This window comes from Halorhabdus sp. BNX81, assembly GCF_029229925.1.
Taxonomy (GTDB): Archaea; Halobacteriota; Halobacteria; order Halobacteriales; family Haloarculaceae; genus Halorhabdus.
Genome location: NZ_CP107254.1, coordinates 61913 through 86240 on the forward strand (window position 1 = coordinate 61913; position 24328 = coordinate 86240).

A 24328-nucleotide genomic window follows, 5' to 3' on the forward strand; every position below is an offset into this window, starting at 1 on the left:
ATGACCCGACCATCAGTACTCGTCCCGATCCGCGTGCTCGAAGGTGAATCGCTCCCGGAGGGGGTGCCCGACCTCCTCTCGAACGCTCACGTCGTCCTGCTGGGGTATCACGTCATCCCCGGGCAGACGGCCCCCGGCCAGGCTCGCATGCAGTTCGAAGATCGCGCTCTGGACCGTCTCGAAGAGTTCGAGCAGGCACTGTCCGACGCTGGCGCAACCGTCGACCACCGACTGGTGTTTACCCACGACGCCCAGCAGACGATCGACCGCCAGATCGCCGAGAACGACTGTCTGGCCGCGCTCGTGCCCCGCGCCCTTGCGGACCTCGAAGACATCCTCGTGGCCGTCCGGGGCACCGTCGGCATCGACCGACTGGCTCAGGTAGTCGCCGGCCTCTTCGCCGACCGGGACATCGACGTCACGCTCTATCACGTGACGGGCGAGGACGAAACCGACGAAGACGTCGACGTCCTGCTCGACGGACTCACCGACCGCCTGGCCGACGAGGACGTCGATCCCGCCCGGATCAAGACGCGGGTCGACCGGGACGTGAAACCGGTCGATGCCATCGCCGAACTCGCCGAGGACTACGACTGCGTGATCATGGGCGAGTCCGACCCGACGCTGTCGACGTTCGTTTTCGGGATGCCCGCCGACCAGGTCGCCGATCGGTTCCTCGGCCCTGTCCTGGTCGTCCAGCGGGAATCGAGCGAGGCGTAATTGTCGCGCTCTCTTCGGTGTGACTGAATTCGATTCTTCATTTCCGCTGTTTCCAGAACGGGGACTGAAACTGCCTTCTCTTCGAGCTCGTCTTGGACGCCTCATCCGCGTTCGATATATCGATATGCAATTTATCCCGCTCGCCCGGACAGCGTGACCATCAGCGGCCCAACCAGCAGCGTCAGCGGGACGACCATCCCACCTGGCCGGCCAGAACGTTGTACTGGGCGATGGTTTCGCTCGGCGGCGTCCCTTCGAGGAACCCGACGAGAAACTCGAAGCCGACGGTCAGGACAGTCCAGCCCGTGCCGACGGCCAGCAACTCTGCTTGCGTATAGTCGGGGTGGTTCCGAAGTAGGCGGCCGCCACGACGATGATCGCGACCACCAGCATCGCGGTCAAAAGGACGTGGCCGGGGTACTCGCCGACCCGGTCGATGAGGGCCGTCTCGTGGAACACGCCGTTGGCGACGGCGACCGCTGCCATCACGACCCACAGGGCCAGCGGATAGACGAAGAACGAGGCCCGGATCGATTCAGTGCTCAGTGCCATGTCCGCTATTCGGCTGGCGAGACGATAGCCGTTCGCGCGCGACTCTGGAAGCCTTCACGTCTCGCGTATCGTGCTATCGAGGTGGATTCTCGGAGTGACACTGCCCGAGATGACACGCCCACCACACGCGATAAACCAAATAATGCTATACTGAAGTTGGTCCGTGTATTTGCGAATGCCGGGTATTTGCTGAATGGGATTCCACTTTCTGTGTGTCTCAGCTGCCTCACTCAACGATATCGTCGATCAAAATCATTGGAGAACTGCCTGACGCGAATTCAATGAGAAATACCGCAGAAACCAGCGGGCATCTCCACCTGCGTAGCTTGCTATCATGTGAGTCTATTAATCAGTGCATTCGGTGATAGTCCCCATCGGACGCGATCTTCTAGGATTGTAACTAGCTCTTCAGCGTCGTATCCACGGAAGTGGATATGGGCGGAATCTGTTAGCCGACCGTTCAAGCGGTTATCTACGCCTGCGAACCGAAAAATAAATATTAGCCGGGTAAGGATGATCCGTACGATAACAGTGGAACCCTAACTAGCAGACCTTCGGCATTTTCTTGTTGGCATTCTCTCGCCTAATCTACCTATCCACGAATAGATTTGCTGGAACGTGTAAATATCTGAAAGCTTGTTTCTGATTTTAGCTATCGAGATCCATTGCAGAGTCGAGATCAGCGAATACTCGGTTGAAGGACTGTAATTGATCTTCCTCCACGGCACTTCGATTCAGCCTTGAAGCGATTCGCTCTGCAATCTGTCGTTTACGAAGCTCAATCTCTCCACGTGAATTCTCCAAATCCTCGGAGAGGGCTGAACTCTCAAGGTACTCTACTAGAACTTTATCAAGCCGAGTACCGTCATATTCGATTCCACCGACCTCCCATCTGAGTCCGTCGATGCCTTTGACCTGAGCAGGTTCAAAATCGTTGTCAAGCTCGGATGTGAACTCTTTGTATTCAGCATTGAATTCGGAGACATACAGCTCAGGGTCGAACATGTCTTCAGTTACAACCTCTTCGCTATTCGAACTGTTTTGTAGCATAACAACCCGGTCTGAGTCAATATCCGGATTATGTTTCTCAATTCGTTCTAAGGTATCACGGCCCTCCTCATCACTATCCAACATTATCGCAAAATCGATTCCCTCGCTAGCAAGCCAGCTTGCTTGCCCAATGACATTGGGCGCTCCACGAACCGGCATAACGGACAGTTTCTTCCATCCAAACAAATCTCTGTCTAGCTCCTGGCTGAAATAATTGGCAACGGCTGCCACGATATAATACTCTGTAGGCCCCTCTACCAGTAATTGACGACGAGAGATGAACGGCGACGAACCGAGGTCCACCCAATGCGTTCCGCAGTGGTTCGAGTGTATGATTGTCGGACTGAAAGATATCTTCCCGTATTTTTGTACCTCCTCGTGGGGTGTCTTCTACTGCGCGGATGCGTGAAGGATACCGCTTGTCAATCAAGTAAGGTGAATGAGAGGAGAACACCACCTGTTCATCTTTCCCAATATCGTTGACTGATTCCAACCAGTCCCGTTTCCCTTCGGGATGCAGATAGACTGCCGGGTCATCTAAAAGCAGAACCTTGCTCTCAAGGCTCGAACTGTTTGATTCGGCAAGCAAGTTAATGTAGAAAGACAGAAACCATTGGAATCCTGCACTCCGTTGCGAGGGATAGGTTAAGGAGCGTTCATCAGTTGCAGAGTCTGGATTAAGTTGATCTTGAATTAGAAGGTTTATTTTCTCTTCAGAGGAGTCCCAATCTAGTTTAAAATTCAGGCTTTTCTGAGACCACGCTTCATTGATTTGGTCTTCAATTCTGTTTTCTGCCTGCTCGATCGCGTTGTACCGGGTCAAAGACGAATCTTCAAAAGTGTCTATAGAAATCCTACCAAGATCTAATAGGTTATTGAATGTAGGTCGTTCTCCATTTTCGAGTTGTTTGATTGTGGCACTATCGGAAATACGGCTATAACTATCGTAATAAAGTATGTTGGGCGTAGGTAATTCTACTTGGTTTACATTAATATCGGCGTCAATTTCTGCTTCGTAACTATTGTCATAATATTTAGTTCTTGTAATAGTCAGAGGCATTTCTGTGCTTTTTGCCTGGTCTGGATAAAATTCGTCCACTAGAGACTCTTCTAATTCAAAACGGAGAGAGATGATCGGCGTCTTCTCTTCAGTATCCGCTATCGTTACGGCTGTTGATAAATCTCGCTCTATATAGTCATATTCTGTCGAGAAGGAACGAATAGCTTCCAAAGTGGAGGTCTTCCCACTTTCGTTCTTCCCAATTAGAGTAGTAACATTTTCTAACTCAATATAGCCAGTATCCCGGATATTTCTGAAGTTCTGTATTCGGATCTCTGAAATACGAACCGCTGGTCCGCGACTTTTTGACTTCGTATTCTCGTCGTCTAACACTTGATTCTGTTCAGATTTTTTAGAATCTTCGTTTTCGAACGAGTTTGTGTCTGTATCTCCACCTTGTTCTGCGTCTGTATCTCCATTCTGTTGTGAATCAGATTGGCGATTTTCTTTGGATGGTTGGTCATTGGCAACTAGACTCCGAAGTGATTGGAGTTCCTTTGGTTCGGCCTCTATTCGGGTTGAATTACTCCCCCTCCCGATGATATATTCGCCATACCCTGCGGCCTCAACGGTTTTGAGTAGGGTGTTTATTGCCTGTCGAACAGTATCCTTCGCATTTCCAGTAAAGCCAAATGTTGTGCGTAATTCTTTTTCTATCTTTGGAGATTCGAGCGAATCTGAGCCATTCTCTAGATCTTTCAAAGATGCTTGCAGAAGATGTCTATAACTAGGATATTGATTAATAGCTTCCTGAAACCAGTCTTGTCTTTCTACATCGTCGGAACAAAATGATAGTTCATATCCCCTATCAGTCAGCTGGTATCCATCCTCCTCTTCAATAAACCCAAGAGCCACCCCGTACTGCGTTAGTCCCTGAACCTTCCGTTTAGAGAACTCACTTTCTTCAACTAACTCCTCGGTGGTATGGGTACCTCCTGTAGAAAGAATCTCCGCTATGTTGAGAAGATCTTCAGGTGAACCACGGGTTGGAGGGAAATCAATATCGGGCATATCTTCCGGAGAAGAATCGGCGGGTAAGGCTTGTTGAACAGATTCGGAATCATTAGACTCAACCCCTTCCTCCGCCTTTATAGCATCAGATTTTCTGGTATTGATCGAAGAGTCTCTAACTAAACCCTCATCAGAAATCTCTATGAACCCAAAGAATTTGAATATATCAATTGCTGTGCTAATACTCGAAATATTTTCTTTATCAATATCCAGCTGACCTGCAATTTTCTTCGAGAGCTCCTCTTTGGTGAACTCTCCCGACCTCACCAAGAACAATAATTCAGAAAATACGTCGTAGTCAGCCAAGGAGTTCTGTATCTCTTCCTGAGCAGCCGCCTTCGACTCTCCTATCTTCCTAAAAAAGTCAATTACATGGCTAGAGGGTACGTAGACTCCTGCTTTTTCAGCCTCGATTAGTCCAATGTCGCTAAAGAATTTTAAGCAGCTGGAAGTAGTTGCATCACTTTGATTGATTGCTGCTTTTTTATAATGAACGGGTTCTTCTTCCTTCGTATATCTCGTTGCCAAATCTTCTAGTGCAGTGAAATATGCCTCACCACTAAATCTATCCAGGGGTAGCGGGACTTCACTCATGGTACTCATTTGGTAACAACCGGGATACAAAAGTATTGTCAGGGGCCCCCAGGTAGTGTTCAGATAGGGATCTAACCAAAGTGAAACTGCCCTGAAAGCCCTCGCCAGTTTCGGTCCCGCGGCTCGCTGCGCGCTTCGAGCCTTTCAGGCTCTGTAGTGCTTGCTTCGTCGGGGTTCCCGAAACTGGCTTGCCCTTTCATTCCGCCAGGATCCGGCTGGAAAGCCAGCAGAAACAAACTCTTTGCTCAGTGCTTTTCTGAACACCGCTGGGGCCCCATGAGAAAGAACATCATTCATCGCTGGCAGCAGAATTGCACCCTTTGGTTCCTGTAAGTCCGGATTAAACTACAAATGACAATCCAGTTTAGCGATTTTGTCATTCGCAACTATACGGGTCCGGTGGCGGGTACTACACGTCACCGGGACGTATCGAAATCAAATCGTGCACCGCCATCGCTCGACTCACCGACGGAGACGGTCCAGCCGTGTGCCTTCGCGATGTCCTCGACGATCGAGAGGCCAAAGCCCGTTCCGCCCTCGTTGGTAGTCACGCCGTGGTCGAACACTGTCTCTCGATCCTCGGGCGGAATCCCTTCGCCATCGTCCGCGACGTAGAACCCACCGTCCGCTCGCTTGCCGACCGTGATCGTGACGTCCTTGCCGCCGTGTTCGACCGCATTTCGGAAGAGGTTCTCGAACAGTTGACTCAACCGCCCGGCGTCACCGGCGACGACTGGCACGCCCTCGGCGACCTCCATCGTCGCCTCGCTCGTGTCGACGTAGCCCCACGCTTCCCGTGCAACTGCGCCGAGGTCGATCTGTTCTCTGTCCTCGATCGTCGTCTCCCCACGGGCGAGCGTCAGGAGGTCTTCGATGAGACGTTCGATCCGGTCGTGAGCGGTTTCGACCTTCTCGAAGTGGTCCGGGTCGCCCGTCTCGGCAGCCACTTCGAGAAAGCCCATCGCGACGGTGAGCGGGTTCCGCAGGTCGTGGGCCACGACGCTCGCGAACTGATCGAGACGTTCGTTCTGTCGCTTTAGCTCAGCTTCCCGGCTGGCCCGTGCCAGCGCTGCCTCGACAGTCGCGCCGAGGATTCTGAACAGGTCGACGTCCGTCTCGGAGAACTCTCGGGTCGTTGGCGAGCCAGTCGAGATGAGGCCATAGTCGCCCAGCGGCACCTGGATCTCGCTTCTGATCCTCGTGTCCTCGTTATACCGCTCGTCAACCTCTCTGACGTCGTCGAACACCTGGAGTTCGCCGGTGTCGAAGGCCTTCCAGGCGAGACTGTTACCCGGATCGAATCGCGGTGACTCGCCGACGAGCTCGCGCGCCTCGGCTGTCTCAGTGATCGGGATGAGGGCGTGTTCCCGCTCGTCGTACTCCCAGATCCCGGTGATCTCGAACCCGAGGATTTCGACGGCAGCGTCGACGGCGATATTGGCGATCTCTTCGGTGGACTGTGCAGCGCTGAGTTGCTGTGCGGTTCGCTGTAGCGATCGAAGGCGGTTCTCCAGGTGTTTCTGTTCGGTTATGTCTTCGAGGACGGCGAGAATGCTGGTCACCTCGCCGTTCGAGTCCTCGATCGGGGCGACCGACAGCAGGAGATCTAGTCGTCGCCCGTCTTTGGTCTCTCGTTGAATCTCCTTGCCACGGATCGGTTTCCCGTTGAGTGCTGCCCGGCGATGGGCATCGAATTGTGTCTGCTGGTCCTCAGGGATTATCGGGTTAAATTCGCCCAGAACCTCCTCGCGCGACCATCCGAACATCTCCTCTGCACCCTCGTTCCAGCGGATGACCTCACCGTCAGCGTCGATTTCCATGATCGTCAGCGGCGTCGCCTCGATGAGTCCCTCCAGTCGCTGGTTCGCCTGTTCGAGTTTGCGCTCGCGCTGGACTTGTTCGGTGACGTTCCGTGCGATACCGACGATCCGGACGATCTCGTCGTCGACGATGACCGGTGCGAGCGATGTCTCCCAGAAGCGGGCGTCCGGGGCGACCGACAACTCCTCGCGATAGGAGATCGGCTCGCGCTGCTCGACGCACTCGGCGTAGTTCGCCGCAAGCTCTGCACCGCGTTCCTCGCCGAAGACGTCCCGCGGTGTCCTGTCCTTGACTTCGTCCGTCGAAAGCCCAGTCTGGGTCTCGTACCCAGGACTCAGCTGTGCAAACGTGAACTCCGGATCCTGTCCTGACATGTCGACGTCGAGGACGAAGATCGCGTCACCGGACGTATCCAGCAGCGCGTCGTACTCCTCGGCGAGTTCCTGATATTCGCGTTGCTGTTGCTTTCGGTCGGTGATCTCCTGGGAGAAGACGGTCAGGCCGTCCTCGTCCGGAAACACACGAACGTCGACCCAGTACTCGAAGGGCTCGCCGACGTATTGCTCGAAGGAGACCGACTCGCCGGTTTCCATCGCGGTCCGGTAGCGGTCTTCGAGTTCCGTGTCAACGACCGACGGGAACTCCTCCCAGAGCACGTTGCCGACGACCTCCTCCGGGTCCCGGTCGACTCGCTTGCCCATCTTCTCGTTCATGTATTCGATCCGCCAGTCGGTGTCGACGGCGTAGATCGCGTCGGTCGCCCGTTCGAGCGTCCGTCGGAACCGATCAGTCATTCGGTCGGCGGCGGCTCGCTTGCGCGCGGCGTCGACCAGCGTTTCGATCCGCCGGGCCAGCAGCTCGAAGCTCTCCTGGTTCGGTCGGATCGGAATGTAATCGGAGACGTCGGCCCGGGTTGCGCGACTCGCCACTTCTTCGCTCCCGCGACCGGTGAACAGGACGGTCGGGAGGTCGTCGTGTTCCGCCTGGATCTGTTCGAGGAGGTCGACCCCCGTTCCGTCGGGCAGCGCGTAGGAGGTCACCACGCAGTCGAATTCGGTCGTCGCAAGGTTCTCTATCGCCGTCTCCGCAGCAGTCGCCGTCTCTACATCGATCTCGCCACACCGTGACAGCTTCGTCCGGACCAGGTCCGCGAACGAACGGTCGTCGTTCACGTACAGGACCGTTATCGGTCCGGTCTTCCCGTCGTCAAAACGAGTCATCTTGTCTTGATTAGACTGTCTCGACATATGAACTGTCGGGAGCCGTTCTCGATTTTGAAAGATCGCGCCATCGACTCCTGGTGAGACGCCACAGCACAATCGCACTGTCACTCGACATCGGCCTTTCGACCGCCCACCACCGTCACCGAATCGAGACCGATGGTGGTTCGGTGACCATCCCAACGCCAGTGAATTCGAAGCGCGTTCCGCCTTCGCTCGTCTCGACTGTCCCGTCCCAGCCGTGACCGGAGACGACCCGCTCGACGATCAGCAGTCCCAGGCCATGGCGCTGGCTTCCGAAGGTCCCACCGAACAGCGAGTCGGCGATCGCCGGCGGGAGGCCGGGACCGTCGTCGCTGACGGCGAACCCCGTATCGGTCCCCTCGACGGTCACTCGGGTCCCTGGCGGGCAGTGTTCCATCACGTTCCGAAAGAGGTTCTCGAACAACTGCTGGAGTCTGGAGGCGTCGGCACGGATCGTTCGATCGCTCTCGACGGCGAGCACTGCGGTGTCCGGTTGTACGGTGTTCCAGGCCCGCTCAGCGACCGCGGCCAGCGAAACCGGTTCGCGCTCGCCGACATCGGCCCCCTCCCTGGCCAGCGAGAGGGTGTCTGTGATGAGTTGCTCCATGCGGTCTAAGGACTCGAGGACGGTTTGAAGATGGCTCGCCTCGGGTTCGGAGACGGATTCGGAAACGAGTTCTGTATAGCCCCGGGCTCCGGTCAGGGGATTCCGCAGGTCGTGGGCGAGGACGCCCGCGAACTCCGTCAGGCGTTCGTTCTGTGCGTCTAAGGCCCGGTAGTGTTGTTCGCGCTCGATCTCGTAGCTGATCCACTGGGTGAGCAACTGGACGAACCGCTCGTCGTCCTCGGTGAATTCCCGCTCTAGCGGGTCCTCCCCCGAGTAACAGAGCGTGCCATAGACCTCGCCGTCGACGAGGACGGCAGCACCGATATAACACTGTAGTCCGGTCGTCTCACGGGCGAGGTCGTCGCTATAAGGCGAGTTTGCCGCGTCGGCGACGACGAGCATCTCGCGGTCGGACACGACGTGGCGACACCACGTTTCCCCGAGTTCGTGGATCGTCCCCGCCTCGTAGGCCCCGCTTTCGATCGTCGAGTCGACGATCTCGTACTCGCCGGCACCCGTATACGACAGGACGCCGTAGTCGACGCCCAGTCGATCCCGTCCGAGCGTGATTGCTCGCTCGATTTTCTGCTCGAGCGGGGCGGACCGATCAGTACCGACTTCGAACAGATCGCGAAAGTAGTTCCTGGGCTCCGGAGTGTCCATGTTGATTGGTACCGTCGACCGTGGGAAAAGGTTTGCTCGTCTCGACGCGCTCGCGGTGGGGGATCAGTCAGTCGGCCGACCGCTGATAGCTCCGATCACTCCTCCTCACCGGCGAAGCCGCTGCGTTCCATCACGCCCCACGAGTCGACGCCTCGGACGTACTCGATGAGGCCGCGCCAGGCGACGATCGTCTTCCACTGTCTGTACCCGAAGTTCTCCAGAACGCCGTACCACAGCAGGCGCAACACCTGCCAGGGGCTGTCGTAGCGGTTGAAACTCCAGACCTCGCTGAAGACGCCGAACCACGACAGGAAGACGCCGTAGCCGGTCGTCAGGAGGAAGAACATGAGCACGAACGTCACGTCCAGCGCTCCGAAGTACCACGCCACCGGGAGCACGACGTATCCAAGCCCTTCGATGAGCGGGCCGAGTGTTTCCGCCGCGACGAAAAACGGCATCACCAGGGTTCCGACGCGACCATACGCGCGATTGAACAACATTTTGCGGTTGGTCACGACGGTCTCCATCATCCCCCGGTACCAGCGTCTTCGCTGCCGGCTGAGTACCCGGCGGCTGCTCGGAACCTCCGTCCAGGCGACCGGTTCCGGGACGAAATCGACCGTGTACTCCCGGTCCTGCTCGGTCAGGTGTTTGTGGAGGCGCACGACGATGTCGAAGTCCTCCGTGATCGTGTCGTGTCTGTAGCCACCGATCTCGCGGACGGCTTCCGTCTGGAAGAGCCCGAAGGCTCCCGAGATGAGGATGAGTCCGTTGATCCGGTTGAGACCGAGTCGACCCGAGTAGAAGGCACGGAGGTACTCCATCACCTGTAACCCGGGGAAGCCAGTTTTCGGCAGGGAGACGTCAGTGACGATGCCGTCCTCGACTGTACAGTCGTTGGCGACACGGATGACGCCCCCTGATGCGACGGCGGTCGTTGGCTCCTTGAGGAAGGGCGTCACGATCTGGAGGAGCGCATCGCGGTCGATGATCGTATCCGCGTCGACGGCACAGAACAGCGGCATGTCGGTCAGCCAGATCCCCGCATTGAGGGCGTCGCTTTTGCCGCCGTTTTCCTTGTCGACGACGAGCAACTTCTCGTCGGTCGTCGACCGGTAGACGCCGTGGATCTCTTCGGCAGGGATATCGAATGGGATCTCCGCGTCGATGGCTTCGAGATCGAACTGCTCGCGGAGTCGATCTAGCGTCGCGTCGGTCGAGCCGTCGTTGACGACGACGACCTCGGTCTCCGGGTAGTTCAACGAGAGCATCGAGCGGACGCTCTCGACGATGGTGGCCTCCTCGTTGTACGCCGGCACGACGATCCCGATGCCGGGATAGAACGGGGAGCTGAACTTCCGGAACGGCGGGTCCCATCGCGACTCCTTGACGTCTTCGCGGAGTTCGAACAGCGCCAGGACGTGCAAAAACAGGTAGCCGACGCTGATCAATGCGTAATACCCCACGACAAAGACGCCGAACCCGGCCAGCCCCATCAGGACGGCGTGTGTGATCGTGTGCATCTCAACTATACACCCGCTTGGAGCCGTGCCGGGCCATATCGTCGTACTCGGCGTGTTCGACACTCCAGTCCCAGGCCGGGCCCAACACAGCCGGCGTGTCGGGATCGATGCGGTCGCGGCGGTCGACGAGCGCCGCTGTCCCCCGTTCTACGGCTCGCGGATGGGTTTCGCTCACCAGGGCGTACAGGAGGACACTCAGTGCTGGTTGGTCCCCCCACGCGCCGAGCATCTCGTAGACGGCACCCCGAACCCGTGGTGACGGATCGCCGACCGCCCGTTCCAGAAACGCCCGGTCACGGACGGTTTCCCGCCAGCCAAAACTCCCGAGCGCCCGCGCCGCGGCGGCCCGGATCGCTTCGTTCTCGGTCTCCAGGGCCGCGGTCAGCCACGAGAGGTCCTGGTCGCCGACGCTGGTCTCCAGGTTGGCACAGACCGCAAGCACTTGCGCGAACAGGGGTTCGTTCCAGCTTCGATACTCCCTGCGTGCGGCCTCCAACAGCGGTGTCGGGTCCGATCGTGAGATGCGATGCAGTGTGTCCTGGCCGAAGACCGTGAACTGGCCGTCAATGTCGTCGAGCAGTATCGAAACGCCCTGTCGGGCGTCCGCGAGACTGTCGGTCTCGGACAGCAGCGTCACCGTCGCCGCCCGCTCCCGTGGCGTCTCCGGCTCGAACGCAGACTCCAGATACGGGTCGGGATCGCCGAGCAACGTCAGCCAGGTCAGCGCATCGAGGTGCTCGAACTCGCCGCGCCCGTCGAGTTGCTTGCGCGCGCGGTCGGGAATCCCAAGGGCGACGCCGAGCCCCTGCAGCTGTGCCTTGTCCCCGCCATCGAGCTCACGGAGAAACTCGTCGAGCAGCGACTCGGTAACTCGCCGCTCGGTTCCGGAGAGCGTCTCGACCCACTCCTCCCAGCCGGGGTCGTCGGCAAAGAGGCGCTCGAGCAGCGCTTCCCGAAGGTCGTCCCTGACACGATCGCGCCGCTCGTCGACGACCGAGCGGTACACTGACCAGCCGATGGTGATGTAAAACGAGACGGTCAGTAGCAGTCCGATCACGAGCGCGACCACGGCCAGGATCACGATCAGCGGGACTTCGTACCCGAACGCGCCGACGGCCCCCGCCATCACACCCTCACCTCGAAGGGGACGACTCGCGTCATGGGAGGTGTCGCCGGACGCGTGCCAGTAGCTCCGCGCTCCGGAACGGCTTCGAGACGTAGTCGTCGACGCCGGCGTCGAAGCCTTCGAGAACGTGTTCCTCCCGGCCGCGGGAGGTGAGCATCACGACCGGCAGGTCAGTTCGGATCGCCAGCTCCCCGTTTCTGAGCATCCGAACCAGCCGCGTCCCGTTGAGACGGGGCATCATGACGTCGACGACGAGGGCGTCGGGCTCGAACCCCGTCGACAAGAGGTCGGCAGCTTCCTGGCCGTCCTCACAGACACGAACCTCGAACCCGGCCGCTTCGAAGCGGTGGCGAAGCAACTGCCGGATCGTGGTGTCGTCGTCGACGACGAGGATCGATTCCGCCATTTGTCAGATAATGCGGTGGCAGCCACAAATAATCACCTCATGAGGCGAAGCCAATTGACGTCGTCGACAATCTCATGACGTTGTGGTCCCTGACTCATCTGTGAATCGTCGTCGATTCGTCGCTACCGTCGGTGCCGCCGGCCTCGCCGGTCTCTCGGGATGTCAATCGACGGACCGGTCATCGCCACCGGCGTACCGGACCGGCGCTGACGGATTCGAACGCCGATCAGAGGGCACCGTCACGGAATTCACGGTCAGGGGAGTGAACCTCGGGATGGCGAAACCGGGGTACTTCCCGGGCTCGGCCGCCATCGAACGTGCTGAGTACGATCGATGGCTGGAGCATATCGGCGAGATCGCCAACGTCGTCCGGACCTACACGATCCACCCGCCTGCCTTCTATCGCGCCCTCCGGGCGTACAACGACGATGCCGCGGAGCCGCTGTTGTTGCTCCAGGGTACCTGGGTTCCGACTGCCGAGTTGATCGACGCCGGGGACGCCACCGCCCTCTCATCGACGGTCGATCGGGAACTCCGACGGACCGTCGAGGCCGTCCACGGCGACACGACGCTCCCCGAACGCCCCGGATACGCGAGCGGCCCCTTCGACGCCGACGTCAGTGACGTCACGCTGGGGTACCTATTCGGCATCGAGTGGCCGCCGGAGGTAGTCGAGGCGACCAACGAAGCCGATGCTGACGGCGACTTCGAGGGGTCGTTCGTTCGGACGCAAGGCGGCTCCCGGTTCGAACAGTGGCTCGCGGGCCGACTCGACACCCTCGCGACCCACGAGAGCGACCGTTACGACGTCCAGCGGCCGCTGTCGTTCGTCAACTGGGTGACGACCGACCCGCTCGACCATCCATACGAACCGTATCACGACGAGGATCTGGTCAGCGTCGACCCCGATGCCATCGTGGCGACCGAGGACTTCGATGCTGGCACATTCGCGTCCTATCACGCCTACCCGTACTATCCCGATCTGCTGAACGAGACGCCGGAGTACGTCGATTACGTCGATCATCGCGGGGAACCGAACAGCTACGCGGGCTATCTGCACGATCTGGTTGGGGCGACCGACCAGCCGGTGGTGATCGCCGAGTTCGGCGTCCCAAGTTCCCGCGGGATTGCCCACCGCGATGTCCACGGGCGCGACCAGGGTGGCCACACCGAGCGTGAACAGGGCGAGATCGTGGCGGCGATGTATCAGGATATCCTCGCCGCGGATACGGCGGGGGGCATCGCGTTTTCCTGGCAGGACGAGTGGTTCAAACGGACCTGGAACCTCGACGCGCGCTCGGTCCCCGGGCGACGCCCCCACTGGTCGAACATCGAGACGCCGGAACAGCGCTTTGGCCTCCTGGCGTTCCAGTCGCCCGACGCGATCACACTCGATGGGTCGCCCGGGGACTGGGACGACGCGACGGTAGTTCGACCCGCGGAACCAACCGACGCTCCCGACGAACGAACGCTGACTGGGATGCAGATCTCCCACGATCTCGAAGGGCTCGTCGTCCGCCTAGAGTTCGCGTCGCTCCCGAACCCGATGCGATGGGACCGGACCAGGGCGCTCGTGACGGTCGGACTGACGGGTCGTGAGCGGACACTCCCGATCGCTTCCCAGACGGCGACGGCTGATTTCGTCGCCGACCTGGGTGGCCCGGATGACTCCAGACTGCTGGTCGAGTCATCCTACGATGCGTTCGCGCGTGAATTTGGCGAAATTGCCGGACTCGACCTCGACACCTATCGCGATGGACGTGCCGGATTCGTCCCCGTCCGGGAACCGATCAATCTCGGGTACACTGTGCCGCCGACGGGCGAAACGGTCCCCTTCGAGGCGGTCGAGACTGGGCGACTCCGGTACGGGAACGGCAACCCCGAGGCCGAATCTTACGACTCGCTGACTGACGTCCACGTCGACCCCGCAAACGACGTCGTCGAACTCCGCCTCCCGTGGCTCCTGCTGAACGTCGCTGATCCATCCACGAAACAGCGCATCGTGACCGACTGGGACGGTGGTCTCGACGTGACCGATTTCGAGTCGATCCAGGTCGGTGCCGCGACCTACGACCCCAGTGGAGCCGGGACGGCCGATTCAGCTTCGACGGGCTTGATCGACCATGCGGTTCCCGGAACCGCCGCCGGCACACTCGAAACGGCGACGTATACGTGGTCGACGTGGGACCGACCCGCCTACGAGGAGCGGTTGAAGGAGTCCTATCACGTCCTCGACCGGACGAACTGGGATAGGACGGGCTGATACGGCCGCTGTCCGGCCGGCCAGCCACGCTGTACCGGGGCGTCGCCGAGCCAAAGCGGTGTCGGCGTGACTGCTAGGGCGGCCTGCCGGCGGCGGGAAGGGACTCCCTGCGGTAGTACCGGCCACCACACGTCATATTCTCAGCACTGATATTATGTTTCACCAACACATTCATCACTCTTCCCGGACGAGACGTGGCTATGAATCGCCGACGATTCATTGCCAGTGTCGGTGGGGCGGGGATCGCTGGCGTGGCCGGGTGCCAGTCGACCGGCGGGCCGGATCAACCGCTGTATCGGGTTACAGAGGACGGATTCGAACGCCGGGGCGGCCAGGGTGTCGAGGAGATCACGGTCACGGGTGTGAATCTCGGGATGGCGAAGCCGGGGTATTTCCCCGGCTCGGCCGCCATCGAACGCGCCGAATACGACCGGTGGCTGGAGCACATCGGGGCGATCGCCAACGTCGTCCGGACCTACACGATCCACCCGCCCGCATTCTACCGTGCGCTTCGAGACTACAACGACCACGCCACGGAGCCGCTGTTGTTGCTCCAGGGCACGTGGGTCCCGACCGAGGACTTACACGAAGCGGGGGACGCCACCGACGTCACGTCGACGGTCGATCCCGAAATCCGCCACACTGTCGATGTCGTCCACGGGGAGGCGACGCTGTCCGAACAAGATGGGTTCACGGCCGGGACTTTCGACGCTGACGTCAGCGACGTCACGCTGGGGTATCTGTTCGGTATCGAGTGGCCACCGGAAGTCGTCGTCGGGACGAATCAGGTATCGACCGACGGCGAGTTCGAGGGGCCCTATATCCGGACGAGGGGCGGTTCCCGGTTCGAGCAGTGGCTCGCCGGCCGACTCGATACGTTCGCGACCCACGAGACCGAGACCTACGGCGTCCAGCGGCCGCTGTCGTTCATCAACTGGGTGACGACCGATCCGCTCGACCATCCATACGAACCGTATCACGACGAGGATCTGGTCAGCGTCGACCCCGATGCCATCGTGGCGACCGACGATTTCGACGCCGGGACCTTCGCGTCCTATCACGCCTACCCGTACTATCCGGGGATGCTGAACGAGACCCCCTCATACGTCGGTTACACCGACCACCGCGGGGAATCGAACAGCTATGCGGGATACTTGACGCACTTGATCAACTCCACCGACCAGCCGGTGGTGATCGCCGAGTTCGGCGTCCCGAGTTCCCGCGGGGTCACTTATCGGCACGTCCATGGCCGAGATCTGGGTGGCCATACCGAGCGCGAGCAGGGTGAGATGGTGGCGGCGATGTATCAGGACATCCTCGCATCGGGCGCGGTCGGTGGCGTCGCCTTTTCGTGGCAAAACGAGTGGTTCAAACGCGCCTGGAACCTCGACGCGCGCTCGGTCCCCGGGCGACGCCCCCACTGGTCGAACATCGAGACGCCGGAACAGCGCTTTGGCCTTCTGGCGTTCCAATCGCCCGACTCGATCACGCTCGATGGGTCACCCGGGGACTGGGACGACGCGACGGTGGTTCACCCCGACGCACCGACCGACTCACCGGACGCCTGCACCCTTACCGCACTCCGGGTGTCCCACGATCTCGAAGGGCTCGTCGTCCGCCTGGAGTTCGCGTCGCTCCCGAACCCGATGCGATGGGACCGGTTGAACGCGGTCGTGACGGTCGGGTTGACCGGCCGTGAGCGGACGCTTCCGATCGGCTCCGACCTCACGGCGACGGCGGACTTCGTCGCAGATCTGGGTGGTCCCGGCAATTCCAGACTGCTAGTCGAATCGTCCTACGACGCGTTCGCTCGTGAGTACGGCGAGGATGCGGGACTCGATCTCGACGCCTACCGTGACGGGAGTGCCGGGTTCGTACCCGTGCGTGAGCCGGTCAACCTCGGGTATACGGTGCCACTAACCGACGAGGTGGTCCCGTTCGAAGCCGTCGAAACTGGCCGACTCAGGTACGGGAACGGGAATCCCGACGCCGAGAACTACGACTCGCTGACTGACGTCCACGTCGACCCCGCAAACGACGTGATCGAACTTCGCCTCCCGTGGCTCCTGCTGAACGTCGCCGATCCCTCCTCGAAACAGCGGCTCGTGACCGAGTGGGATGGCGGGCTTGCGGCTACCGACTTCGAGTCCGTCCGCGTCGGCGCAGCGACCTACGATCCCGGTGGCGAGGGGACGGACAGTGACGATCCGGCAGGGCTGATCGACCACGCGATTCCCGGAATGACCGGGAGCACTCTCGACACGACGACGTATACATGGTCGACGTGGGACCGACCCGCCTACGAGGAGCGGCTGAAGGAATCCTATCACGTCCTCGAGCGGACCAACTGGGGCGAGAACGGCTGACGTACCATCGACCTGTCGATACATTCGATGCCAACTGTTACCTGCTGTCCGCTCACTTCCGAGTATCAGTATTGTTAATACGCCCTCCCTGAAGCGCCGCCAATTTCGCACTCACGTCGGTGTCGCTGAGAGTGCTTCTGGAGGGTCCTACCGGTCAGCGGCTCAGACAGGTCACCCACGGTATCGGTGCTGAACGTGATTTATTCGGCCGCCTGACCGATCTGGGGCTTCGAGAGGCTCGCTGTCTGGGGCGTCACTCTCGGGGTGGCGCTGCCGGGGTATTTCACCGATCTTGTGCCATCTGTTACTCGCTCTGTGTGTCCCCGAAAACCTCATTATTGATAATGATATAATGCTGGTGTGAACCGCCGCCAATTTGTCACGCACGTCGGTGCCGCTGGGATTGCTGGCGTCGTCGACTATCAGTCGGCGGCCCAGACAGACCAACCGCAGTATCGGGTAGACAGTGACGGGTTCGAGCGGCTGACCGATCAGGGCGCTGAAGCACTCACGGTCAGGGGAGTCAATCTTGGGATGGCAAAGCCGGGATATTTTCCCGGTCATGCTGCTATCGACCGGGCGGAGTACGATCGCTGGCTTTCCGCTATCGGGCAGATTGCCAACGTTGTCCGGACGTTTAGCATTCATCCACCTGAATTCTACCGCGCGCTTCGGGCGTACAACGACGCTGCCGACGAACCGCTGTTGTTGCTCCAGGGCACGTGGGTTCCGACTGCGGACTTACACGAATCGGGGGACGCCACTGCAGTCACGTCGACGGTGGATCCGAAACTCCGCCACACTGTTGACGTTATCCATGGGGACACGACGATCCCTGAACGATCTGGGCTTCCGAGTGGCACCTTCGACGCCGACGTAAGCGACGTCACCCTCGGGTATCTGTTCGGTATCGAGTGGCCGCCGGCGGTCGTTGCCGGAACGAATCAGGCGGCTACTGACGGCGAGTTCAACGGATCGTACGTCCAGACCACGGGTGGATCGCGGTTCGAACAGTGGCTCGCCGGCCGGCTTGACGTGCTCGCTTCCTACGAGGGCGACACCTATGGCGTCCAGCGCCCGTTGTCGTTCGTTAACTGGGTTCTCACCGATTCGCTCGAACACCCATACGGGCCGTATCGGACTGCAGATGCGGATGGTGTCGACCCCGACGCGATCGTTTCGACCGAGGACTTCGATCCGGGAATCTTCGCCTCCTATCACGTCTATCCGTACTATCCGGATCTGTTGAACGAGACGCCGTCGTACCTCAACCACACCGACCACCGGGAAGAGGCAAACAGTTACGCGGGATATCTGGCTGACCTGGTCGCGGAGACCGACCAGCCGGTGGTGATCGGCGAGTTCGGCGTCCCGAGTTCACGCGGGATCGCCCATCGTCACGTCCATGGGCGGGACATGGGTCGCCATACCGAGCGTGAGCAGGGTGAGATCGTCGCCGCGATGTACCAGGACATCCTCGCGTCGGGGGCGGTGGGTGGCGTCGCCTTTTCCTGGCAAGACGAGTGGTTCAAGCACACGTGGAATCTCGACGCACGATCGGTCCCCGGGCGACGCCCTCATTGGTCGAACATCGAAACGCCGGAACAGCGCTTTGGGCTCATGGCATTCGAATCGCCGGAGACGATCACACTCGATGGGTCATCCGAAGACTGGGAGGATGCAACGGTACATCGACCCGACGATCGGACGCTCACTGGGCTCGCCGTCACCCACGATCTCGAAGGACTCGCGGTTCGGCTGGCGTTCGACTCGCTCCCGGACCCGATGCGATGGGACCAGTTGAGCGAGATCGTAACGATCGGGCTCACGGGGCGCGAGCAGCCCCTCCCGATTGGCTCTGGACTCACGTCGACGGCGGATTTCGTCGTCGAACTGGGCGGGCCTGGCGATTCCAGACTACTGGTCGAGTCCTCTTACGACGCCTTCGCTCGTGAGTACGGCGAGGATGCAGGACTCGATCTCGGGGCCTATCGTGACGGCAGTGCCGGGTTCGTTCCCGTCCGCGAACCCATCAACCTCGGGTACTCGGTCCCAGTGACTGACGAGGAAGTCCCGTTCGAGGCTGTCGAAACCGGCCAACTCCGGTACGGGAACGGGAATCCCGACGCTGGGGACTACGACTCCCTGACTGACGTACACGTCGATACCGAACAGGACGTGATCGAACTCCGTCTCCCATGGGTTCTGCTAAACGTTGCTGATCCGTCCTCGAAACAACGAATCGTGACCGAGTGGGATGGGGGTCTCGACACCACCGATTTCGAGGGGATTCACGTCGCCGCAGCGACCTACGACGCCAGCGGTGATGGGTCGACGAACACTGCGAGCGGAGTCGATCCGATCGAACAGGCCATTCCCGGGGTGACCGAGGCCCACCTCGAAACGACGACGTACACCTGGGAGTCATGGTACCGGCCCGATTACGAGGAGCGGCTGAAGGAGTCCTATCACGTCCTCGATCGGACCAACTGGGGCGAGAGTGACTGACTTACTGTCGCTTCCGGAGTCGCCCACGCACGAACGGCCGGACCGGCGTGACGCCGAGTTCGAACCGGTCCATTTCGACGACGTCGAACGCCGACTCGCTCGCGAACCGTGAGGCTGTGCGTCGCGTGAGGTGACACCCGCCCGCGAGTCGTTTCCAGACGGGCGAGACGGCCGTCTGGACCGTCTCGCGCCAGCCGTCGTCGGCGACGTGTTCGAGAAAGCGGAACTCCCCGCCCGGTCGCAGCACCCGGCGAACCTCCGCGATCGACGCCGGAACGTCCTCGACCGTACAGAACACCATCGACGAGACGACCGCGTCGAAGTGATCGTCCGGGAAGGGGAGGTCGGCCGCACCGGCGTCGTGAAGCTCGATCCCAGCAGTGGCGTCTGCGGTCCGATCGCGCGCTCGCCGACGCATGTGCGGATCGGGTTCGATGGCGTGAACCGTCGCGCCCTCGAAGTAGGGGAACATCGCGCCGGTGCCCGCACCGAGATCCAGCACGACGCCGTCGAGGCCGTCGGCGAGGTATTCCCGATGCGGGTCGAGGATCGTCCGCTCGGCGTGGGCCATCGCCGGGTCGTAGATCGCCGCAAACAGCGGGTGGGCGGGGGCGGTGTCCTGGCTCATTGCAGGTGGTTGGATCGCTGGATTCCTGACTCTTGGTTTTCCGGCCGTTCTTGACTCCGCCGGATCCCGGGATGGGGTAACACCGGCGAACTCAGGCCCGGATCCACGACGGTATCAGCCTCAGTACGTCTCCCGCAGGTGACGGACCGAGAGGTCGTTCCGCAACCGGGCTCCGACGAGTCCGTCACGGAGATCGTCGTACGAATCGAAGGTGATCGTCCGGTGTTCGCCGGGTGCGAGGTGGATGTAGTTGTCCGAAAACGACCCACGGAGGTCGCCCACGTCGAGTTCGACGAACAGCGCGGCGCGTTCGCTCGTCAGTGTCACGGCAGTACCGTCGATCTCCCACGTAACGTCCGTCTCGGGCAGGTCCAGTGCCTTGTAGTCCGCGAAAAAGGCCTCGGCGGGGAAGGTGTCGCCTGGAACGTCGTGTTCGGTGGACAACGAGTCACCCGAGCCGTCGAACTCGGCGCGGACCATGATCGCCGACGGATCGACGCCAGCCGGGAGGTCGTCGCGGTCGATAGTCTCTATGGCCGTACTTTCCTGGGACGCAATATCGACGTCGATGGTCCGTTCTTCGATGACGTCGCCGTCGAAGGTGACGACCCTGAGGTCGATCGTTCCCGAAAGCGGGCGGGGCTTGTCGCTGGTGAGCCACAGCGTCTGGGCGGTGATCTCGCCCCACTCCTCCCGGTCGCTGTCGGCCTGTGCGTTGTCGCCGCCGGTGTCGGCATCGAACTCGGGGTGAAAGGAGAGCAACACCGGGGCGTACTGGCGTCGGGCCGCGTACTGCTGGGCCTTCCACTTGCCGTCGTACTCGATCGAGGCCCAGGAGGCCACCGGCCAGAGGTCGTTGAGTTGCCAGTACAGCGTCCCCATCGTCGTGGGTTTGCGCCGCCGCCAGTACTCGATGGCGGTGGTCATGGCCTCGGCCTGGAGGAGTTGGCTGAGATAGACGAAGTCCGCGAAGTCGAAGGGGACCCGGAAGTACGAGGCAAGCCGCGTGAGGATGGTCGCGTTCCCGCCGGGGTTGCGCTGGTGGTGCTCCATCATCGGCGCGGTCGGGTTGAAATCTCCTGGGTCGAGGACCGTCTCCAAGGACTCTATCGAGGGAAACGACTGGTAGCCGAACTCCGAGACGAACCGTGGCTCGGTCGTATAGTAGTTCTCGAAGGGCTGGCCCTCGTGCCAGACCGCCCAGTAGTGGATATCGCCTTTCTCGAAGGTATAGGGGTCTTCGGCGTCGGGGCCGCTTGAGGGCGAGCCCGGCCAGTACGTCCGTGACGGGTCCTCCTCGCGAACAGTCGCGCCGATGGTCTCCGTATAGAGGGCTTCGTAGTCCGTGACGTGTTCGGCGTGGGCGTCGTGATCGGCGAACCAGTTGTGGAGTGCCTCCTCGTTCTCGTTGTTCCCACACCACAGCGCGATCGACGGGTGGGTGGCGAGCCGACGCACCTGATAGCGGACCTCGTCTTCGACGCTTGCCAAGAACGCCTCGGTGGCGGGGTACAGCGAACACGCGAACATGAAGTCCTGCCAGACGAGGATGCCCTGCTCGTCACAGCGGTCGTAGAAGTCCTCACTCTCGTAGTAGCCGCCGCCCCAGACCCGGAGCATGTTCATGTTCGCGTCGGCAGCCGAGCGGAGCAGGTGTTCGTATCGATCGGGGGTTACGTCGCCGTACATCGGCGCGACCGGGATGGTGTTTGCCCCCTTCGCGTAGATCGGCGTGTCGTTGACCTCGAAATAAAACGCGGTACCGTCCTCGTCGGGGTCGACGACGAGATCCAGGTCCCGGAAACCGACGCGATCCGTGACTGTCTGCTCCGTTTCGCCGTCCCTGACCGTTACGGCGAGCTCATACAGCGGCTGGTCGCCGTAGCCGTTGGGCCACCACAACTCGACGTCCTCGACGGAGAGCGTGAGCGGGACTTCCTGCTGGCCGTCCGTCAGGGCGACTGTCTCGGTCACGCTTCCGTCGGCGACTGACGCTGCGAGTTCGTACTCGCCCGCCGCGGGCGCGTCGATTCCGACCCGGACGGTGACATCGATTCCCGAACCCGTGTGATCCTGCGCGGTCTTGGTGTAGGTGAGCCGCGGGCTGGAGTAGGCAATCAGCGAGATGTCACGGTAGATCCCCATGGTCGGCAGGACCGGCCCCCAGTCCCAGCCGTAGTGACACTGGGCCTTCCGCACGAACGGCCGACCGGGTTGCTCGACCGGATAATGGGTGTGTGGGATCTCGTAAGGGTGGGCCGCCATCTGCTCGATGCCGTACTCGACCGGCGAGCGGAACTGGACGGTGATCTCGTTGGTTCCGGGTTCCAGCGCCTCGGCCACGTCGAACTCGTGGCCGACGTGCATGTTGCTCGACTCGCCGACGACCTCGCCGTTGACCAGCACAGTCGCGACTGTATCCAGCCCCTCACACTGCAAGCGCACACGGTCCTCATCGAGGAATTCCGGGTCGACGTCGACCGTGCGGCGGTACTCCCAGTCGGTTTTACCCACCCACTGGACGTCGAGTTCGTTGTCCGCGTAGAACGGATCGTCGATCTCGCCGTTTTCGAGCAGATCCGTGTAGACGCCACCCGGAACCGTCCCGTCGAGCCAGGCGTCATCGTCCTGCGCCCGGAACTGCCAGCGGCCGTTGAGGGGGATTTTTTGCATGTCCTCCCTTGCGCCGGGTGTCCATTAGGCGTTGCCGTCGGCTGGCGGGTGATACAGGACTGTTCCGACAGTCCCAGTCTTCGGTGGGCGGATAGCGTGAACCGGGTGCTTTACCATCTGGGAGATACAGACACGGGTATGAACGGATTCACGGATCGATTCAGCGACCGACTCGAACCCCTTGGCACCGCGACGGGCGTCTTTCTCATCGTGATGAGTCTCGCGACGGTCGTCGGGATGCCCTGGAACACGAACGGGAGCGCACTGGTCTCGATCATGCAACTGCTCGGGATCGTGGGCACGGCTGCCATCGGCGCAGGACTTATCTGGCTCGCCCGGACGGAATAACGGCCCGCTCCCCTCCGGTTTCGCGACGACTAGCCTTTTCTCGGCAGGTACGCCATCCCGAGCAGCATCGCGGCGGCGAGTCCGCTGAAAATCGTCACGCCCCAGAGGCCGTTTTTCCGCTCGGTGAAATACGCCTGGTCGTCGAGTTGCTGTTGATACGTGTCGTAGGCGTCCCCTCGGGGCAGGATCTGGACCTGTGAGGAGCCACTGAAGTGCGTGAAGTAGGGCTGGTCGGCGAGCGTGATGTTCGCCCCTTCGGAGAAGCGAACTGTCTCCGTGCGGACACCGTCCCACGCGAGCGTGACGCCGTCGGCTGTGACGCGTTCGATTGTCGTTTCGTTGCCCGCATAGTGGATCGCTTCTCCCTCTTCAAAGCTCGCGGTGTCGGCCGCGGGCAGGTACGTCTCGAGTGGCGTCGTCGCGTTGTCGGGTCGACTGACCACCGACTCGACATCCTCGACCGTCACGGTCTCGTTGTACACAGTGCTATCGCGGGCAAGTCGCCCCTCGACGTCGAACTGTTGGACGAACGTGACTGCGGAGGGATCCGTGGCGTTCTCGACGGCTACCAGGTACGGCTCAGCCCAGGTGAGTTCGATCCCGTCGGCGTTGATGGCCGTGATCGTCGTCTCGTTGTTCCGGTAGGCGAGCGTGTCGCCGACGGCCACGCTCTCGTTCATCGAGGCGTTCTCGACGTGGGTAAGCGTCGCCGTTGGCGGGTCGGCCGAGGTGTTGACCCCGACTCGGTAGGTCCCGTTCTCGTAGGCGAACGTCGAGCCGTCGGCGAGCGTGCTCGACCATCGTGCCCGCTGGCCATCCCACTGGACTTCCAGCGGCGAGACGGTGGTATCGTTCTCGAAAGTCACAGTGAACGTCGCGGATTCGTTCGTCCAGGAGAGCGCTCCGGAATCGCCGTCAGCGTCGACGTTCTCGACCGTGTAGGTCCGATCGCCGACGTCGAGGTTTGCCCCGGCCGCGTACTCGTCGCCAGCCAGTGACACTGTCGGCTGCTCCGCGATGCCGATGAAAGCGTACGCTGAGACCCCGACGAGAATGAAAAACGCGGCATAGATCGCGCCAGCGCGTCGTTGCATACCTTCTCGGTCGGCGTGTCCGCCCAATAATCGTTTTGGCACCGGCCAATTGGGTCGATTCCTTCGGGCGG

15 protein-coding genes and 1 pseudogene are annotated in these 24328 nt (G+C 60.7%); 5 read left to right on the forward strand and 11 right to left on the reverse strand.

Features of this window, described 5'->3' with window-relative positions; genetic code table 11:
* Complete coding sequence (locus tag HBNXHr_RS00250; RefSeq protein ID WP_275882698.1) at positions 1–720, forward strand: universal stress protein; 720 nt, start codon at positions 1–3, stop codon at positions 718–720.
* 288 nt (positions 721–1008) lie between these two features.
* Here the strand turns inward: HBNXHr_RS00250 and HBNXHr_RS00255 are convergent, their stop codons facing one another.
* The 8 genes and pseudogenes from HBNXHr_RS00255 to HBNXHr_RS00290 all read right to left on the reverse strand — a co-directional run bounded on the left by HBNXHr_RS00255 (position 1009) and on the right by HBNXHr_RS00290 (position 12377).
* Entirely contained in the window at positions 1009–1272 is a 264-nt protein-coding gene (locus HBNXHr_RS00255) for a hypothetical protein (protein WP_275882699.1), read from the reverse strand.
* 648 nt (positions 1273–1920) lie between these two features.
* Entirely contained in the window at positions 1921–2625 is a 705-nt protein-coding gene (locus tag HBNXHr_RS00260) for a TOPRIM nucleotidyl transferase/hydrolase domain-containing protein (RefSeq protein WP_345893715.1), read from the reverse strand.
* Between the two features lie 130 nt (positions 2626–2755).
* A pseudogene (locus tag HBNXHr_RS00265) lies at positions 2756–4996 on the reverse strand (AAA family ATPase); the annotation flags it as partial.
* A 407-nt stretch (positions 4997–5403) separates the two neighbouring features.
* Positions 5404–8028 (reverse strand): PAS domain S-box protein, encoded by a 2625-nt coding sequence (locus HBNXHr_RS00270; protein WP_275882702.1) that lies wholly within the window; start codon positions 8026–8028, stop codon positions 5404–5406.
* A 142-nt stretch (positions 8029–8170) separates the two neighbouring features.
* The gene (locus HBNXHr_RS00275; protein WP_275882703.1) at positions 8171–9322 is read right to left on the reverse strand and encodes a GAF domain-containing sensor histidine kinase; all 1152 of its coding nucleotides are present in this window, start codon (positions 9320–9322) and stop codon (positions 8171–8173) included.
* Between the two features lie 95 nt (positions 9323–9417).
* Positions 9418–10845 carry a glycosyltransferase gene (locus tag HBNXHr_RS00280; protein WP_275882704.1) on the reverse strand — a complete coding sequence of 476 codons (1428 nt, stop codon included), beginning with the start codon at positions 10843–10845 and terminating at the stop codon, positions 9418–9420.
* Between the two features lies 1 nt (position 10846).
* Entirely contained in the window at positions 10847–11971 is a 1125-nt protein-coding gene (locus HBNXHr_RS00285; RefSeq protein WP_275882705.1) for a HEAT repeat domain-containing protein, read from the reverse strand.
* Between the two features lie 31 nt (positions 11972–12002).
* Positions 12003–12377: a response regulator transcription factor gene (locus HBNXHr_RS00290; protein ID WP_275882706.1), complete on the reverse strand. Its 375-nt coding sequence runs from the start codon at positions 12375–12377 to the stop codon at positions 12003–12005.
* Positions 12378–12477: 100 nt separating this feature from the next.
* Between HBNXHr_RS00290 and HBNXHr_RS00295 the strand changes: the two genes are divergently transcribed.
* The 3 genes from HBNXHr_RS00295 (at position 12478) to HBNXHr_RS00305 (ending at position 19514) form a co-directional block, all read left to right on the forward strand.
* The gene (locus HBNXHr_RS00295; protein ID WP_275882707.1) at positions 12478–14640 is read left to right on the forward strand and encodes a hypothetical protein; all 2163 of its coding nucleotides are present in this window, start codon (positions 12478–12480) and stop codon (positions 14638–14640) included.
* A gap of 200 nt (positions 14641–14840) precedes the next feature.
* On the forward strand, positions 14841–17006 hold the full coding sequence (locus tag HBNXHr_RS00300; protein ID WP_275882708.1) for a hypothetical protein: 2166 nt from the start codon (positions 14841–14843) through the stop codon (positions 17004–17006).
* Between the two features lie 360 nt (positions 17007–17366).
* Positions 17367–19514 carry a hypothetical protein gene (locus HBNXHr_RS00305; protein WP_275882709.1) on the forward strand — a complete coding sequence of 716 codons (2148 nt, stop codon included), beginning with the start codon at positions 17367–17369 and terminating at the stop codon, positions 19512–19514.
* A gap of 1 nt (position 19515) precedes the next feature.
* Here the strand turns inward: HBNXHr_RS00305 and HBNXHr_RS00310 are convergent, their stop codons facing one another.
* Positions 19516–20142, reverse strand: a complete 627-nt coding sequence (locus HBNXHr_RS00310) for a class I SAM-dependent methyltransferase (protein ID WP_275738424.1) — start codon at positions 20140–20142, stop codon at positions 19516–19518.
* Positions 20143–20262: 120 nt separating this feature from the next.
* Positions 20263–22815, reverse strand: a complete 2553-nt coding sequence (locus HBNXHr_RS00315) for a glycoside hydrolase family 2 protein (RefSeq protein ID WP_275882710.1) — start codon at positions 22813–22815, stop codon at positions 20263–20265.
* A gap of 138 nt (positions 22816–22953) precedes the next feature.
* On the opposite strand from HBNXHr_RS00315, the gene HBNXHr_RS00320 reads away from it, so the two are divergent.
* A complete protein-coding gene (locus HBNXHr_RS00320) occupies positions 22954–23163 on the forward strand; it encodes a hypothetical protein (RefSeq protein WP_275882711.1) in 210 nt (69 codons plus the stop codon).
* 29 nt (positions 23164–23192) lie between these two features.
* On the opposite strand, the gene HBNXHr_RS00325 is transcribed toward HBNXHr_RS00320, so the two are convergent.
* Positions 23193–24257 carry a hypothetical protein gene (locus HBNXHr_RS00325; protein ID WP_275882712.1) on the reverse strand — a complete coding sequence of 355 codons (1065 nt, stop codon included), beginning with the start codon at positions 24255–24257 and terminating at the stop codon, positions 23193–23195.
* Positions 24258–24328: the final 71 nt, after the last annotated feature.

Excerpts from the sequence above, each read along its gene's own strand:
- HBNXHr_RS00250 (WP_275882698.1), top strand. The coding sequence starts at position 1 with ATGACCCGACCATCAGTACTCGTCCCGATCCGCGTGCTCGAAGGTGAA.
- HBNXHr_RS00255 (WP_275882699.1), bottom strand. The coding sequence starts at position 1,272 with ATGGCACTGAGCACTGAATCGATCCGGGCCTCGTTCTTCGTCTATCCG.
- HBNXHr_RS00270 (WP_275882702.1), bottom strand. The coding sequence starts at position 8,028 with ATGACTCGTTTTGACGACGGGAAGACCGGACCGATAACGGTCCTGTAC.
- HBNXHr_RS00275 (WP_275882703.1), bottom strand. The coding sequence starts at position 9,322 with ATGGACACTCCGGAGCCCAGGAACTACTTTCGCGATCTGTTCGAAGTC.
- HBNXHr_RS00280 (WP_275882704.1), bottom strand. The coding sequence starts at position 10,845 with ATGCACACGATCACACACGCCGTCCTGATGGGGCTGGCCGGGTTCGGC.
- HBNXHr_RS00285 (WP_275882705.1), bottom strand. The coding sequence starts at position 11,971 with ATGGCGGGGGCCGTCGGCGCGTTCGGGTACGAAGTCCCGCTGATCGTG.
- HBNXHr_RS00290 (WP_275882706.1), bottom strand. The coding sequence starts at position 12,377 with ATGGCGGAATCGATCCTCGTCGTCGACGACGACACCACGATCCGGCAG.
- HBNXHr_RS00300 (WP_275882708.1), top strand. The coding sequence starts at position 14,841 with ATGAATCGCCGACGATTCATTGCCAGTGTCGGTGGGGCGGGGATCGCT.
- HBNXHr_RS00310 (WP_275738424.1), bottom strand. The coding sequence starts at position 20,142 with ATGAGCCAGGACACCGCCCCCGCCCACCCGCTGTTTGCGGCGATCTAC.
- HBNXHr_RS00315 (WP_275882710.1), bottom strand. The coding sequence starts at position 22,815 with ATGCAAAAAATCCCCCTCAACGGCCGCTGGCAGTTCCGGGCGCAGGAC.
- HBNXHr_RS00320 (WP_275882711.1), top strand. The coding sequence starts at position 22,954 with ATGAACGGATTCACGGATCGATTCAGCGACCGACTCGAACCCCTTGGC.
- HBNXHr_RS00325 (WP_275882712.1), bottom strand. The coding sequence starts at position 24,257 with ATGCAACGACGCGCTGGCGCGATCTATGCCGCGTTTTTCATTCTCGTC.